This is a genomic window from Aquabacterium sp. A3 (assembly GCF_038069945.1).
Taxonomy (GTDB): domain Bacteria; phylum Pseudomonadota; class Gammaproteobacteria; order Burkholderiales; family Burkholderiaceae_C; genus Aquabacterium.
Genome location: NZ_JBBPEV010000002.1, coordinates 309,429 through 325,649, shown reverse-complemented (window position 1 = coordinate 325,649; position 16,221 = coordinate 309,429). Strand labels below are relative to the sequence as shown.

The 16,221-nt window shown below is 67.1% G+C and carries 10 protein-coding genes; 3 read left to right on the top strand and 7 right to left on the bottom strand.

Annotated features, from left to right (window positions below; translation table 11 throughout):
* Window positions 1–24 precede the first annotated feature (24 nt).
* Window positions 25–447: a universal stress protein gene (locus WNB94_RS10630; protein WP_341390366.1), complete on the top strand. Its 423-nt coding sequence runs from the start codon at window positions 25–27 to the stop codon at window positions 445–447.
* Window positions 448–462: 15 nt separating this feature from the next.
* On the opposite strand, the gene WNB94_RS10625 is transcribed toward WNB94_RS10630, so the two are convergent.
* Both WNB94_RS10625 and WNB94_RS10620 read right to left on the bottom strand, forming a co-directional pair.
* Window positions 463–2,394 (bottom strand): methyl-accepting chemotaxis protein, encoded by a 1,932-nt coding sequence (locus WNB94_RS10625; protein WP_341390365.1) that lies wholly within the window; start codon window positions 2,392–2,394, stop codon window positions 463–465.
* 185 nt (window positions 2,395–2,579) lie between these two features.
* Window positions 2,580–3,041 (bottom strand): hypothetical protein, encoded by a 462-nt coding sequence (locus tag WNB94_RS10620; protein ID WP_341390364.1) that lies wholly within the window; start codon window positions 3,039–3,041, stop codon window positions 2,580–2,582.
* Between the two features lie 182 nt (window positions 3,042–3,223).
* Here WNB94_RS10620 and uvrA point away from each other — a divergent pair, with 182 nt between their 5' ends.
* Together uvrA and WNB94_RS10610 are read left to right on the top strand one after the other, a co-directional pair.
* Window positions 3,224–9,112, top strand: a complete 5,889-nt coding sequence (uvrA, locus tag WNB94_RS10615) for an excinuclease ABC subunit UvrA (RefSeq protein WP_341390363.1) — start codon at window positions 3,224–3,226, stop codon at window positions 9,110–9,112.
* Between the two features lie 178 nt (window positions 9,113–9,290).
* Complete coding sequence (locus WNB94_RS10610) at window positions 9,291–10,841, top strand: methyl-accepting chemotaxis protein (protein WP_341390362.1); 1,551 nt, start codon at window positions 9,291–9,293, stop codon at window positions 10,839–10,841.
* Here WNB94_RS10610 and WNB94_RS10605 read toward each other — a convergent pair.
* The 5 genes from WNB94_RS10605 to msrP all read right to left on the bottom strand — a co-directional run bounded on the left by WNB94_RS10605 (window position 10,828) and on the right by msrP (window position 16,114).
* Window positions 10,828–11,784 (bottom strand): AEC family transporter, encoded by a 957-nt coding sequence (locus WNB94_RS10605; protein ID WP_341390361.1) that lies wholly within the window; start codon window positions 11,782–11,784, stop codon window positions 10,828–10,830. The two genes, WNB94_RS10610 and WNB94_RS10605, sit on opposite strands and share 14 nt — an antisense overlap.
* On the bottom strand, window positions 11,781–12,794 hold the full coding sequence (locus WNB94_RS10600; protein WP_341390360.1) for an AraC family transcriptional regulator: 1,014 nt from the start codon (window positions 12,792–12,794) through the stop codon (window positions 11,781–11,783). The genes WNB94_RS10605 and WNB94_RS10600 overlap by 4 nt, the downstream gene beginning before the upstream one ends.
* Before the next feature lie 142 nt (window positions 12,795–12,936).
* Window positions 12,937–14,247, bottom strand: coding sequence for a pectin acetylesterase-family hydrolase (locus WNB94_RS10595; protein WP_341390359.1), 1,311 nt, complete (start codon window positions 14,245–14,247; stop codon window positions 12,937–12,939).
* Window positions 14,248–14,448: 201 nt separating this feature from the next.
* Window positions 14,449–15,072: a protein-methionine-sulfoxide reductase heme-binding subunit MsrQ gene (gene msrQ / locus WNB94_RS10590; RefSeq protein ID WP_341390358.1), complete on the bottom strand. Its 624-nt coding sequence runs from the start codon at window positions 15,070–15,072 to the stop codon at window positions 14,449–14,451.
* Window positions 15,073–15,085: 13 nt separating this feature from the next.
* Window positions 15,086–16,114 carry a protein-methionine-sulfoxide reductase catalytic subunit MsrP gene (gene msrP / locus WNB94_RS10585; RefSeq protein ID WP_341390357.1) on the bottom strand — a complete coding sequence of 343 codons (1,029 nt, stop codon included), beginning with the start codon at window positions 16,112–16,114 and terminating at the stop codon, window positions 15,086–15,088.
* Window positions 16,115–16,221: the final 107 nt, after the last annotated feature.

Genomic DNA, 16,221 nt, shown 5'->3' with positions numbered 1-16,221 from the left:
GTCATCACCCCTGGAGGACACCCCATGAAGATCCTGTTGCCTGTAGACGGAAGCACGTACACCAAGCGCATGCTGGCCTGGCTGGCCACCCACGACGAGTGGACGGCAGGCGATCACCACTTCACCGTGTTGACCGTGGTGCCCCTGATCCCGCCGCACGCGGCCGCCATGTTCCCGGCCGATCAGCTCAAGAGCTATTACGAGGACACGGCCGAGGCGGTGTTCAAGCCCATTCGCAAGTTCACCGCCAAGCACGACATGGCCACCAGCTATGTGGGCAAGACCGGCACCCCCGCCGAGGTGATCGCCAAGATGGCCGACAAGGGCAAGTTCGACCTGGTGATCATGGGCTCGCACGGGCACGGCAACTTCATGAACCTGGTGATGGGCTCGGTGGCCAACCAGGTGCTGGCGCGCTGCAAGGCGCCCGTGATGCTGGTGCGCTGAGGCACCCCCACCCCGTCAGGCCAGCCTGAAACCAGCCACCGACTGCTGCAGGCGGATCGCCTGGTCGTTGAGGCTGGTGGCGGCCGCGCTGGACTGTTCCACCAGGGCAGCGTTTTGCTGCGTGGTTTCGTCCAGGGTCGAGACCGCCTGGTTGACCTGCTGGATGCCCAGGTTCTGCTGCTCGCTGGCCGACGCGATCTCGCTCATCAGCACGTTGACCTGCTGCACCTGCTGGATGAGGCGATCGACCGACTCGCCGCTGCGACTGGCCAGCTCGTAGCCCTGCTCCACGCTGTCCACGCTGCTGCTGATCAGCGACTTGATCTCGCGTGCGGCCTGGGCGCTGCGCTGCGCCAGGGTGCGCACCTCGCCCGCGACCACGGCGAACCCGCGCCCTTGCTCACCAGCGCGGGCGGCTTCCACAGCCGCATTCAGGGCCAGGATGTTGGTCTGGAAGGCGATGCCATCGATCACGCTGTTGATCTCGGCGATGCGGGCGCTGGTCTGGCGGATTTCGCCCATCTTGCCCACCACCTGTGCAAACACCTGCCCGCTGTGCTGCGCCTCTTGCGAGGCACTGTGGGCCAGCTGGCTGGCCTGGGTGGCCGTGGCGGCGTTGTGCTGCACCGTGCCGGACATCTCTTCCATGGACGAGGCGGTCTCCTCCAGCGACGAGGCCTGGTGCTCGGTGCGGGCACTGAGATCCTGGTTGCCCTGGGCGATCTGGCTGGCGGCCGTGGCCACCGATTCACTGGCGGCGCGCACGCCATGCAAGGTGTGGCGCAACGTGGCCGTGGCTTCGCCCAGCGCCTTGACCATCTGGCCGATTTCATCGTGGGCCACGTGTTGCAACTGCACGGTCAGGTCGCCACGGGCCAGGGCCTGCGCCAGCTGCATGCCTTGGGCCACGGCGGCGGTGGTGGTGCGCATCACGGCCCACGCCACATACCCCCCCATGGCCACGGCCAGCAACACCACAGCGACCATGCCGGCCAATTGCATCTGCAGGTGGCGCTCGCGCTGGGCCAGCAAGGCCTCCAGCCGTTGCATGGCCACCTCACCCAGCTTGAACTGGGCCAGGATGACATCGGTGGTGGCCGCAAAGTAGCCGGTGGCCGTGAGCTCGGCCACGTCGTGCTGTTTGACCAGGCGATCGATCAGGGCCACGCCACGGGTCATGGCCTCGGTGGCCTGCACCAGGGCCTGATTCAGCGCCTCCGCCTGCTCATGGCGGGGGCGTGCGTGTTCGGCACGCTGCAGGTTGCGCCGGGCATCGCCAGCATGGGTCTGGGCCAGGCGAGACAGGCCGGTCAGGGCCTGGCGCGAGGTGTCGGTCGTGTCACCCTTGACCAGCATCGCGGCGCCACGCGCGCGGGCCAGTCCGAGCTGCTCGGTCAAACGGGGTTGATCGCGCAACAAGGCCTGGATCAGGAAATAGCTTTCGGCGTGCGGGTCCAGCGCCAGGCCGCTGACGGCGGCCACCTCTTCCAGGGCATGCATGGCCTGCAGCACCAGGGCCGTGTGGCGTTGCACGCTGTCGGCCGCCGCCACGGCCTGCTGGTGCACTGGCGGGTACAGCGCGGCCCAGGCTGTGCGGATGTCTTTCACCATGTCCGAGGTGGCGGCATCGCCGAGTTCGTCCACGGTGGTCTGGGCCTGGCCCAGCGCCGCATCCAGCAGGCCCTGCCGCTCTTTCATCACGGGCAGGCGGGTGGCATCGCCGCTCAAGAAGGCGTTGGACAGCCCCCGGTGCTCCTGCATCAGGCGCACCACCTCCAGCAGGGCGCGCGATGGTGGCATGCCAGTCCGCTCGGACTGAATGGCCCGCAACTCTTGCACGCTGCTGCGCAACACCATGGTGGCGGGCGCGGCCATCATCATCAAACCAAAAAGGCACAGCAGCAGCAGCTTGCGGCGCAAGGGCAGGTTGGCAATCCAGGCAGACATGAGACACACTCGAAGAGGGGGCGAAGCTCTGCGTCAGGCCGCTCCGCGTGGCCTGAAACGCCCTCCCTTCAGCACCGGGCGCCAGATGCGCGTCAGGCTGTGGTGTCAGTGCTGCCGCCTGTGTGCTATCGGCACCAAGGTGCCGAACTTGAGTGCCAACCCGAGGTGGGGCGATGCCCCGTGCGTCAGGGCGCGCTGGCCGCCGGTGCGGTGGTGGTCGGCGCCGTGGGGGCGGGCAAGGCGTCGGGCTGCTGAGGGCGCACCACCACCCCCGGCGACAGCGAAATGTCGTCGGCCAGGGTCACGCGGGTGATGTAGTAGCGGGTGTCGCCAAAACAGGTGCTGGGCAGGCCCACCTTCTGCTCGTAATGCAGGGCCACCCGGCGCCCGATGACGCGGTTGATGGATTCGGCCACCTGCTCGTCCACCACGGTGAAGGTGAATTTCTCCAGCGGCGCCCCCGGCATGGACACCAGGGCCAGCTCGCCCTCCCAGGTCTTGCAGAACCAGCCCTTCTTGGACAACTTTTGCACCCAGCCCGCCCGCTCGCCACTGGAATAGCTCCAGTTCCAGGCCAGGGTGAGGTAGCCGGCCAAGAGCGCCACCAGCACGAGGGGGACCAGAAGGAAGGTGATCAGTCGTTTCATGGTGGAAAACAGGGCCTTGGTTGCTGAACACCGTGAATCCTGACATGAATTGGCCTTGTCACACGTGCGCCCCTGCAAGAACAGGCGCCGACACCACAAGGTCATGCGGGCGTCCCTAGAATGTTCGGGCTCCGGGGTCACCACCCCCACACCTGCTCCACATCTGTCCCACAAGGCTGACCATGTCCGACATCCGCATCCGCGGCGCCCGCCAGCACAACCTCAAGAACCTCGATCTGGACATCCGCACCGGCGAGCTGACCGTGGTGACGGGGCCCAGCGGCTCGGGCAAATCCTCGCTGGTGTTCGACACCCTGTATGCCGAGGGCCAGCGGCGGTATGTGGAGACCTTCAGCGCCTACGCCCGCCAGTTTCTGGACCGCATGGACCGCCCCGCCGTGGACCGCGTGGAAGGCGTGCCCCCGGCGATCGCCATCGACCAGACCAACCCGGTGCGCACCAGCCGATCGACCGTGGGCACGATGACGGAGCTGAACGACCACCTGAAGCTGCTGTTTGCGCGCGCGGCCCAGTTGTTCGACCAAGGCACGGGCCTGCCGGTGCGCGAAGACACGCCGCAATCGGTGTTCGAGGAGCTGCTGCGCCGCAGCGCGCTGACGGAGGGCGGCCGCCGCGTGGTCGTCACCTTCGCGGCCGAGCTGCCCGCCAACACCAGCACCGAGCAGATGGAAGAGTGGCTGTCGGCCAGCGGCTTTTCGCGCATCCAGGCGCAGCGGGTGGTGAAGGTGGCGCATGACGCGGGCACCGCGCCTGCAGCCAAGAAGGTGGCGAAAAAAACGGCTGCCAAGAAAACCACCAAGAAAGCATCCACCACGGCTGACGCAGGCCTGGCCGATGATGAACGCCTGGTGCTGGACGTGGTGGTGGATCGCTTTCGCCTCGGCGCCGATGCCACGGGCGCCGACCTGGACCGCCCCCGCGTGATGGAGGCGCTGGAGGTGGCCTTCAAGCGCGGCAATGGCCACATCACCGTGTACGCCCTGACGGACGACGAGCCCGAGCTGTGGCGCTTCTCCAGCGGCCTGCACTGCCCTGAAAGCCACCGCCGCTACAGCACGCCCACGGCGGGCATGTTCTCGTTCAACTCGGCGGCGGGCGCCTGCCCCACCTGCCGGGGCTTCGGTCGCGTCATCGGCGTGGACTGGGGCCTGGTGATTCCCGACGCCAAGAAAACGCTGCGCGGCGGCGCCATCAAGCCGCTGCAAACACCCGCCTGGGCCGAATGCCAGGCCGACCTGATCAAGTACGCCGGCGACGCGGCCATCCCGCGCGACACGCCCTGGGTGCAGCTCACGCCCGATCAAAAGCGCTGGGTGCTGGAAGGCGACCCCGACTGGAAGGGCAACTGGAACAAGCAGTGGTACGGCATCCGCCGCTTCTTCGAGTACCTTGAGAGCAAGGCCTACAAGATGCACATCCGCGTGCTCTTGTCCAAGTACCGCAGCTACACGCCCTGCCCTGATTGCGAAGGCGCGCGCCTGCAAACCGAATCGCTGCTGTGGCGCCTGGGCTCCAAGGCCGATGCCGACGCGGTGCTGCCGCCCGAGCGGCGTTTCAAGCCCAAGGGCGTGGCGCTGGACGCTGCCGTTTATGCGGCCCTGCCCGGCCTGACGCTGCACGACCTGATGCTGCTGCCCATCTCGCAGTTGCAGCGCTTCTTCAGCTTTGTGACGCTGCCGAACCAGGGCGATCAAGAGGCCCTGCAGCTGTTGCTGGACGAGATCCGCACGCGCCTGAAGTACCTGGTGGATGTGGGCCTGGGCTACCTGACGCTCGACCGTCAGAGCCGCACGCTCTCGGGTGGCGAGGTGCAGCGCATCAACCTGACCACGGCCCTGGGCACGTCCCTTGTCAACACGCTGTTCGTGCTCGACGAGCCGTCCATCGGCCTGCACCCGCGCGACATGGACCGCATCAACCTGGCCATGCAGCGCCTGGTCGATGCGGGCAACACGCTGGTGGTGGTCGAGCACGACCCGGCCGTGATGCTGGCCGCCGACCGCGTCATCGACATGGGCCCCGGCCCGGGCTCGCAAGGCGGTCGCATCGTCTTCGACGGCACACCGGATGACCTCAAGCAGGCCGAGACGCTGACGGGCGCCTACCTGGGCGCGCGCCGCCGCATCGGCATCGGGCAGCGCCGTCCTGTGCAAGACAACACGCCCAAGTTGATCTTGCAAGGCGCGCGACAGCACAACCTGAAGAACCTGAGCGTCGACTTTCCATTGCAGCGGTTGGTGGGCGTGACGGGTGTCAGTGGGTCGGGTAAATCCACCCTGATCCAGGACATCCTGCACCCCGCCCTGCTGCGCCACTTTGGCGAAGCCACCGAGAGCCCGGGCGAGCACGACGACCTGCTGGGTGCCGACTGGCTCAGCGCGGTCAGCTTTGTGGACCAGTCGCCCATCGGCAAGACGGCGCGCTCCAACCCCGCCAGCTATGTGGGCGCCTTCGACGCGGTGCGCACGTTGTTCGCGGTGACGCCGCTGTCGCGCGAGCGTGGCTACACGGCCGGCACCTTCAGCTTCAATGCGGGCAACGGGCGCTGCCCGACCTGCGGCGGCTCGGGCTTCGAGCACGTCGAGATGCAGTTCTTGAGTGACGTGTACCTGCGCTGCCCCGATTGCGATGGCACGCGCTTCCGCGCCGAGGTGCGCGAGGTGCAGATCGAGCGGCTGAACAAGAAGCTGAGCATCTCGGACGTGCTGGAACTCACCGTGGCCGAAGCGGTGAAGCTGTTTGCGCAAGACGTGGACGTGGTGCGCTCGCTGCAACCGCTGTCCGACGTGGGCCTGGACTACGTGAAGCTGGGCCAGCCGGTGCCGACGCTGTCAGGGGGCGAAGCGCAGCGTCTGAAACTGGCGGGGCACCTGGTGGAAGCTGCCACGCAATTGGCCAAGAGTGGCCAGCGCACGGCGCGCAAGGGCACGCTGTTCATGTTCGACGAGCCCACCACCGGGCTGCACTTCGACGACATCGCCAAGCTGATGCGGGCGTTTGGCAAGTTGCTGGACGCGGGCAACAGCATCATCCTGATCGAGCACAACCTGGACGTGATCCGCGCCTGCGACTGGCTGATCGAGCTCGGCCCCGAAGGCGGCGACGCCGGTGGCCAGATCGTGGCGCAAGGCGCGCCCGAAGACCTCAAGCACGGTGCCACGCACACGGCCGTGGCCCTGCGTGAGTACGAAGCCGCGCTCGGCCTGCAAGACGACGGCAGCCAAGCCACCGTGGTCAAAGCAGAAGAAAGCAGCACCTCGCTGCAGGCCGTCATCAAGGCCCGCCGCGAGCAGCGCCGCGCCGCCGCCGCCAAGGCCCCGGGCCACGACGCCATCGAGGTCGTCAACGCGCACGAGAACAACCTGCGCGGCATGAGCGTGAACATCCCGCGTGGCAAGTTCAACGTCATCACGGGCGTGTCGGGCTCGGGCAAGTCCACGCTGGCCTTTGACATCCTCTTCAACGAAGGCCAGCGCCGCTACCTGGAGTCGCTCAACGCCTATGCGCGCTCGCTGGTGCAGCCGGCTGGCCGCCCCGAGGTGGACGCGGTGTATGGCATCCCGCCCACCGTGGCCATCGAGCAGCGGCTCTCGCGCGGTGGGCGCAAGTCCACCGTGGGCACCACCACCGAGGTGCACCACTTTCTGCGCCTGCTCTACGTCAAGCTGGGCACGCAGCACTGCACCACGTGTGTGGATGCCGATGGCAACCCCATCCCCGTGCTGCCACAAACGCCCGAGGCCATCGCCGCGCAGTGGCTGCGCGAGTACCGTGGCCAGCACATCGGCCTGATGGCGCCGCTGGTGGTCAACCGCAAGGGCGTCTACACCGAGCTGGCCAAGTGGGCCTCGGCACGCGGCTTTGATTACCTGCGCGTGGACGGTGAGTTTTTGCCCGTGACCGGCTGGGGCACGGCCAAGGGCCCCAAGATCGACCGCTACCGCGAGCACACCATCGAGCTGCCCGTGGGCGACGTGGTGGTGGCACCCGAGAACGAGGCCCGCCTGCGCGAACTGCTGGCCTCGGCGCTGGAACACGGCAAGGGCGTGGTGCACCTCATCACCGGGCTCGAAGGCCTGGCCGATGCGCTGGCCACCGGCAAATCCACCCTGCACATGGGCCGTGTGAAGGTGTTCAGCACCGAGCGTGCCTGCCCGAGCTGCGGCACCAGCTACCCCGAGCTGGACCCGCGCCTGTTCAGCTACAACAGCAAGCACGGCTGGTGCCCTGACTGCGTGGGCACGGGCCTGGCGCTCACGCGCGAGCAGCGCAAGGTGCTTGACGACTCTCAGCAAGACGACAACAAGGGGCGCGAACAAACCTTCGCCGAACCCGATGTGGAAGACGTGGAAGACGCCGAATGCGGCACCTGCCACGGCGCGCGCCTGAACCCGGTGGCGCGGGCCGTGACGATGCGGGGGCAGTCGATTGCCGAGGTGTCCGCGCTGTCGGTCAAGGACTCGCGCAAGTGGAGCGAGAAGCTCAAGCTCGACGGGCGCGAGGCCACCATCGCGCGCGACATTGTCAGCGAGATCAAGTCGCGCCTGAGCTTCATGGAACAGGTCGGCCTGGGCTACCTCAGCCTCGACCGCGCCGCGCCCACCTTGTCGGGCGGCGAAGCGCAGCGCATCCGCCTGGCGGCGCAACTGGGCAGCAATTTGCAGGGCGTGTGCTACGTGCTGGATGAGCCCACCATCGGCCTGCACCCGCGCGACAACCAGCTGCTGCTCGATGCCCTGCACACGCTGGGCCAGTCGGGCAACACGCTGGTGGTGGTCGAACACGACGAAGACACCATCCGCCGAGCCGAACACGTCATCGACATCGGCCCTGGCGCCGGTGTGCGCGGTGGCACCGTGGTGGCCGAAGGCACGGTGGCCGACATCATGGCCAGCGAGGCCTCGGTGACGGGCCGCTGCCTGCGCTCGCCCATGCAGCACCCGCTGCGCGTAAACGACGATGGCCAGCCGATCGGCCGCCGCAAGGTCGACAAGCAAACGCCGCAGCTGCAGCTGCGAGGCGCCAAGCTGCACAACCTGCAGGGCGTCAACGTCAAGGTGCCGCTGCAGCGCCTGGTCGGCGTCACCGGTGTGTCCGGCTCGGGCAAGTCCACGCTGGCGCGCGACGTGCTGCTGGCCAATGTGCAGGCCGCCGTGGCCATTCCCTTCAAAGAACGCGCCACCACCAAGCCCGCCTGGCACGGCTGCGACAGCCTTGAAGGCTGGGGCGCGGTGGACCGCGTGCTGGAAGTAGACCAAACCCCCATCGGCAAAACGCCCCGCTCGTGCCCGGCCACCTACATCGGCTTTTGGGACACGATCCGCAAGCTCTTCGCCGACACCTTGGAGGCCCGCGCGCGCGGCTGGGGCCCCGGCCGCTTCAGCTTCAATACCGGCGAAGGCCGCTGCCCCGAGTGCGAGGGCCAGGGCATCCGCACCATCGAGATGGCCTTCCTGCCCGACGTGAAGGTGCACTGCGACGCCTGCAACGGCATGCGCTTCAACCGCGAAACGCTGGCCGCCACCTGGCGCGGCAAGCACATCGGTGATGTGCTGAAGATGGAGGTGGACGAGGCGGTGGCGTTCTTCGGCTCCATGCCCTCCATCGCGCACCCGCTGCAGCTGCTGCAGGACGTGGGCCTGGGCTACCTGACGCTGGGCCAGCCCTCGCCCACGCTCTCGGGCGGTGAAGCGCAGCGCATCAAGCTGGTGACCGAGCTCAGCAAGGTGCGCGACGACATCACGCGCCGCGGCCAGAAGGCGCCGCACACGCTGTACGTGCTGGACGAACCCACCGTGGGCCTGCACCTGGCGGATGTGGAAAAGCTCATCCGCGTGCTGCACCGCCTGGTCGACGGCGGGCACAGCGTCGTCGTCATCGAGCACGACCTGGACCTCATCGCCGAGGCCGACTGGGTCATCGACATGGGGCCGGAAGGCGGCTCGGGTGGCGGCAAGGTGGTGGCCGAAGGGCCGCCCGAAAAGCTGGTGAGCAAAGGCACGCACACGGGGGTGGCACTCAAGACGGTGCTGGCACGCCAGAGCGCCTGAAAAACCGCCGACTTGATCAAACCCTGGACAAATCAAAGCAAGCCCCTGATGCCCTTCGGGGCTTGCGTGACGATGTCTCAACAGCGTCGGCAAAGTGAAAAAAACGCCTTCAGTCTGCCGTGAGCCGTCCGTATAGCCGACTGTCTTACTTGGTCGTTCTCAAACACACGAGGCAGTCATGCGCACCAACTTGCCGGTCACCCAGCGGGAGTTTGATTACCCCGCCGACGCCACCCTGATGTCCAGCACGGACACCCACAGCCGCATCCTCTACGCGAACGAAGCGTTCATCCAGGTGAGTGGCTTCACCCGCGAAGAACTCATGGGCCAGCCGCACAACATGGTGCGACACCCCGACATGCCGCGCGAGGCCTTTGCGGACATGTGGGCCACGCTGAAACAGGGCGAGTCGTGGACGGCCCTGGTCAAAAACCGCTGCAAAAACGGCGATCACTATTGGGTGCGCGCCAACGCCACCCCGGTGGTGCGGGGTGGGCAGGTGCAGGGCTACATGTCGGTGCGCACCCGGCCCTCGCGCGAGGAGGTGCAAAGCGCCGAGCAGCTGTACCAGCGCTTCAGAGAAGGGCGCGCGGGCAGCCTGGCCTTTCACAAAGGCCTGGTGGTGCACCAGGGCCTGGGCCGCTGGCGCTCGGTGTTTCAGCTGATGAGCCTGCGCTGGCGCCTGGCCATGGGGCCGCTGCTGATCACAGCCTTCAGCATCGCCTGCGGCTTGCTGGCCGGCCTGAACCACGCCCAACTGGCGTGGCTGGTGGCCGCCGACGTCGTGGCGGCGGGGCTGGGCATGTGGTGGCTGAATGCGCAGATCGCGCGGCCGCTGGAGCAGATCCACAAACAGGCCGCGTCGGTGGCCTCGGGTCAGCCGGGCGAGAACCTGAACCTCAACCGGGTGGACACCATCGGCATGATCCTTCGAGCGGTCAACCAGTCGGGGCTGAACCTGCGCTCGCTGGTGGACGACGTGAGCAGCCAGGTGCACGGCCTGCGCGATGCCGCCCAGGACATCGCCCAAGGCAACCAGGATCTGCACGGGCGCACCGACGCCACCGCCGCCCAACTTCAGCAAACCGCCGCCTCGATGACGCAGATGACGTCCACCGTGCGGGCCAACACCCAGACGGCGCTGGACGCCAACAACTTTGCAGGCGAGGCGTCCGGCGCCGCACGCCACGGTGGCGAGGTGGTGGGCAAGGTGGTGCACACCATGCGAGACATCACCGACAGCTCGCGCAAGATCGCCGACATCATCAGCGTGATCGATGGCATCGCCTTTCAGACCAACATCCTGGCGCTGAACGCCGCAGTGGAAGCCGCCCGGGCGGGTGAGCAAGGTCGCGGCTTTGCGGTGGTGGCCGGCGAGGTGCGCTCGCTGGCCCAGCGCTCGGCCGAGGCCGCCAAAGAGATCAAGGGCCTGATCCAGGCCAGCGTGGAGCGGGTGGAGGCGGGCAGCGAACTGGTGAACAACGCCGGTCAGGCCATGGAGGCCATCGTGGCCAAGGTGAGCGAAGTGAGCCACCTGATCGAGCAGATCAGCCACGCCTCGAAAGAGCAGGCAGCGGGCATCGATCAGGTCAACGCCGCCGTGGGGCATCTGGACGACGTGACGCAGCAGAATGCCGCCCTGGTGCAGCAGTCGACCGAAGCGGCGGGCAGCCTGCAGCAGCGCACCGGCCGGCTGGCCGACGCCATCGGGGTGTTCAAGGCGTCGTGAGCGCCTGCGCCCACCAGCCCAGCGTGGGCAGCGCCAGCACGGTGGTCCACCAGATGATGCGCGCCACCACCGCGCTGCCCCCGCCCAGCCGCTCGGCCAGCATCGACACATTGCTGGCCGCCGGCAGGGCCGCGGCCAAGGTCAGGGCCACGAGCCCCTCGGAGGTGACGGGCACCCCCAGGGCCCAGGCGCCCTGCCCTGCCAGCCACACCAAGGCCGGGTGCAACAGCAGCTTCAGCAGCGTGGGCACCCACAGCGGCGCACGCCCTGAAGCAGCCTCTGGCGCACTGGCGGCGTTCATCTGCGCGCGCGCCAGGATGGCGCCCAGGGTGAACAGGGCCGTGGGCGTGGCCGATTGGGCGAGCAGGCCCAAGGTCTGATCGACCGGCGAGGGCCACGAACACCCCAGCGCCCAGCACACCAGACCGGCCGCCATGGACCACAACAAGGGATTTCGGGCCGCGCTGCGCAAGGGCCCCGCCCCCACACCGGCCCACGCCAGGCACAGTGAGCTGAACAAGAGCACATCGACCACGATGGTGACCGCGACCGGCCCCGCCGCCTGCGGCCCCAGCAGCCCGGTCAGCAGCGGTAGCCCCAAAAATCCTGTGTTGGGGAAGGTGGTGGCCAGCGCGGCCAGCCCGCCATCCAGGCGTGACAGACCGCCCCGCCAGGCCCAGGCCATGGCGCCCGCCGTGATGGTCAGCCCCACCACGCCGTACACCAGCGCCAGCCCGCCCAGCCCGGGCTGCCACAGCGCACCACTGGCCCCCAGGCGAAACAACAGGGCCGGCAGCCCGAAGTACAGCACAAAGACGTTCAGCGCCGGAATGCCCGCCAGCGGCAGCCAACCCCGACGCGTGGCACCCCAGCCCAGGGCCACCAGCACAAAAAACGGCAAAAACTGAAGCAGCAGGCCCCCCATGCGGGCATTCTCGGTCACGTGCGACGCGCGTCCTGCCAGGCCGTCGGGGTCTGGCCTGTCCAGCGCCTGAACGCCCGATGGAAGGTGCTGACCGACGAAAAGCCCAGTTGATCGGCCACCTGCTTGATGGACAGGTGGCGCTCGGCCAGCAGACGCTCGGCCATGAGGCGCTGTGTTTGCTGCACCAGGTCCACGTACGAGGTGCCCAGGGCGGCCAACTGACGCCGGAGGGTGCGCTCCGACAGCCCCAGGTGCTGGGCGGCGTCGCCAATGGACGGCGCCACCGCGGCTTGCCCCAGCAACCATTGGTGCACGCGCTCGGCCACATCCGAGCGCCGCTGCAGCGCCTGCAGGGCCGATTCGGCACGGGTGCGTGCTGCCGTGTAGGCCACAGGGTCGTGTGAGGGCAAAGGCCGGTCCAGCAGGCTGGGCTGGAAGCTGACACCACAACCGGGCTGCGAAAAGTGCAGGCAGTTGCCAAAGGCCGCTTCATACCGGGCCCGGAGCCCGGGCGGCTCGGCATAAGGAAAATCGATGCGCCAGACGTCTTGCGGGCCGGCCGAGGCAAAGCGCAACATCTGCAGGGCGCTGGTGACGGCGAACTCGGTGCGAAACCGCCCCCCTTCGCCTTGCGTCACCAAAGGGTCGATGCGGACGCGGGCCCCGCCAGGAGGCTGTTCGTCGAGCAGCAATTCGCAGGTCGTCTGCACCAGCGCCGCGTAGCGCTCCAGGTCGGCCATGACCGCGCGCAGGTGGGGCGCCGACAGCACCAGGGGCACCATGTGCCCGTAGCGCATGAGCGCCAGGCTCTTGCCCGCCACAAGGGCAAAGGCCGGATCACCCGTGTGCGCCATCGCGGCCATCATCATGTGATCCAGGCGACTGGCGGGCAGCCAATCCCCGTCCTCGTCGATGTCATCGATCGAGGCGTAGCCACAACGTTGCAGAACCGGTTGCGCACCATGGCCTTCCACCTCCAGGGTGTAAGCCAGGATCTTCAGGTGCACCGGCGAGATTCTTTGGCCCATGGAACAGCTTGGATGTAACGCAGCGCAAGCATAGCGGCTTGGCGGGGGCTGGCAGGCGCTGAGTTTCCCCCACACAAAAAAGCGCGCCATGCCCGAAGGCATGGCGCTCAAGCGAGGAGAAAGCGAAAGGCTTGGCGCCGGCTCAGAGCCCGATGGCCTTGTAGATGGGCTGCAGCAAGGCGTCCAGCGTGCCGGGCACCTTGGTGTTTTGCAGATTGCGCTGGGTCTCAAACGCGCGGATCGGCGTGCCCTTGCCATCGATCAGGTCATCCACCACCACATTGAGGCCGTCGATGTTGGCCTCCTTGATGGCCGTGCCCGAGAAGGTCAGCGTCGTCAGCGTGTGCGACTTCAGGAAGTCGCGGTAGTACGGCACGTAGTAGCCCACATTGGGATAGGGCTTCATGGCGTCGACCCACTTGCGCACCTCGGGCGCCCACTTCTGATTGATCAGGGTGTCGCGTGGCACGCCAGACTCGGCCGCGGCAATCTCAGGATAGAACGGCGTGTACGAGAAGGCCGAATAGATGGCATCTTGCTGGAACACGCTGAAGTTCAGGCGATCTTGCGGGAAGATCCTGGCCAGACCGGTGGTCAGCGAGCCCAGGTTCTCGGCGGTGCCGGCGTCGGGGTACATGGTCAACAGCTTGGTGACCAGGCCATTGGCGCCATCCAGGCCCCACACGTCACGGATCTTGTTGTGCAGCTTGACCGAGGGCGACACCTCGGGGCTGTCGGTGCGGTTGACCTGGAACAACGGGCCCGAGTCGGCCAGCAGGGCCGATTTTTTCGGGTTCATGGCCAGACGCAACCAGCCGTAGTTGGCGGTTGAGCCCGCACCACCGGCCGAGAAGCCCGTCACCAGCAGCTGATCTGGACGCTTGAAATTGGCGGCCAGCCAGTTGGCCATGGCCAGGCCATTGGCGCTGCCACGGTGGTACTGCACACGCGGGTTGGCCGCATCGGCGTCGGTGTAGGTGGTGACCTTGTTGCCGGTGTGCACGTCGCCCGTGCAGTACGGCGCGTAGACGATGTTCCAGCTCTGGGTCTGCACCCGCTGCAGCGGATGCATGCGCATCGAGAACGGCGTGATCAGACCACCCAAGGCCAGGCCCGACATGCCACCGTTCAACACGTTGAACACGTTGGTCATGTAATCGGCCGGGATGCCGTTGGGGTTGGACGCCGACAGGATGGAGATGCCCAGGGCGCCATCGCCCTTGCCTGCGCACGAGTTCTGATCCCAGCAGGCGCCGCCGCCTTCAAAAATCACCACGGTCTTGCTGCTGAAGGGGGTGCGGTTGACGAAAAACCGGTAGGGCGATCCGTCGCCACACGCGGCGCCGGTGTTGGCCGCCAGTTCGACCGCCTCCCATTGGTAGTAACCGGCATGCGACGCCAGGGGCACCAGGGCGGCCAGGGCCACCGCGCTCAAGAGAGGTTTGAAGGACATGGAGGACTCCAGACAGGTTGCGTGATGCATTCGATGGACTCGATGCTAGTCACCTGCCCCGGGCCACACAGCCCCCCGGCGTTGACCGAGTCGGCCAAGCATTGGCCACATCAACCCAAGCCCGGGTAAGTCCGCCCCCCGCGATGTGGGATGCGAACCCGGGATAACACCAGGCATTCAGGGAATCGCCCCTGGGGCTGGTCAGCGGGGGCGCCACATCGCCAGGATGCCGCCACGGCGCATCACGCGCCAGCCCAGCAGCACCGCCAGCAGCACGGCATACACCATGACCTCGGCCACGTCGTTCTTGGCCGACATCTTCCAGTAGAAGTGCAGCAAGCCCAGCAACGCGACCACGTAGGTCAGCTTGTGCAGCATTTGCCAACGGCGTCCGCCCAGGGCCCTGATGGCGGCGTTGAACGAGGTCAGCGCCAGGGGCAGCATCAACAACAAGGCCACCATGCCCACCAGGATGAAGTTGCGCTTGAACACATCGGCCACGATGTCGGCCACCAGCAGCGACTTGTCCAGCCAGGCATAGGCCAGAAAGTGCAGCGCCGCGTACACGAAGGCCGTCACGCCCAGCGCCCGCCTGAATCGCAGCAGGCCCGGCCACCCCGCCACATCACGCAGGGGCGAGATCAGCAGCGTCAGCCACAAAAACCGCAGCGCCCATTCACCGGTCTCACGGATCAGTCGCTCGGCCGGATTGGCGCCCAGCGCATCGGCCAATCCTGCACCCAGCAAGGCCAGCGCAGGCACCGCACACAAGGCCCAACACACCGGCTTGGCCCAGGGGGCCAGCAACACGCGATTCACATCCATCCGTCATCCATCGTCAGTAGTATTTGCGCAGGTCCATGCCGGCGTACAACTGGCCCACCTGGGCCTCATAGCCATTGAACATCAAGGTGGGGCGGCGGGGCGTGAACAGCCCGCCCTCACCAATGCGCCGCTCGGTGGCCTGGCTCCAGCGCGGGTGGTCCACCTTCGGGTTGACGTTGGAGTAAAACCCATATTCGCGCGGAATGGCAGCCGTCCAGGACGACACGGGCTCGCGCTCGACCAGCCTGATCCTGACAATGCTCTTCGCGCTCTTGAAGCCGTACTTCCAGGGCACCACCAGCCGCATGGGGGCGCCGTTTTGCTTGGGCATCACCTCGCCATACAGGCCAAAGGCCATCAGCGTCAGGGGGTGCATGGCCTCGTCCATGCGCAGGCCCTCCACATAGGGCCAGTCCAGCACGCTGCTGCGCAGGCCGGGCATCTGCTTGGCGTCGGCCAGGGTGTAGAACTCCACGTACTTCGCCTTCGAGGTGGGCTGCACCTGCTTCAACAGGCTGGCCAGCGAATAACCCACCCACGGAATCACCATGGACCAGCCTTCCACACAACGCAGGCGGTAGATGCGTTCTTCCATGGGCGCCAGCTTGAGCAACTGGTCGATGTCCAGCGTGAGGGGTTTGAGCACCTCGCCCTCGATGCGCACCATCCAGGGGCGGGTCTTCAGCGTGTGGGCGTTGCGCGCCGGATCGGACTTGTCGGTGCCGAACTCATAGAAGTTGTTGTAGGTGGTGACGTCGTCGTAGGGCGTGAGCTTGTCCATCACGACGCCACCCGCCACGGCCGTGCGCTGGGCGGCCAGGGCCGGCAGCTTGCCCGGCCCCTTGACCACGGCGGCCTGTCCCTGGGCCCATGCCGGGGCGCCGATCAGGCCGCCCGCACCGGCCAGCGCCCCTGCGCCCGCCAGGCCTTGCAACAGCTGGCGACGCCGAAGGTACACCGCCTGCGGGGTGACCTCGTGCTCAGGCAGGGTGCAGCCACTGTCGGGGTGCAGCAGGTGATGCGAGGTGCGAACAAAGCTCATGGAAACTCCTTGAAGGCCAGCGGGACGAGGGGCCGTGGGGCCCTTATGGGGCCCTGTGCCCCCTCGTCGTGTCTGAGCGGCCAATCCTGACAAGGTTCCACCACGGG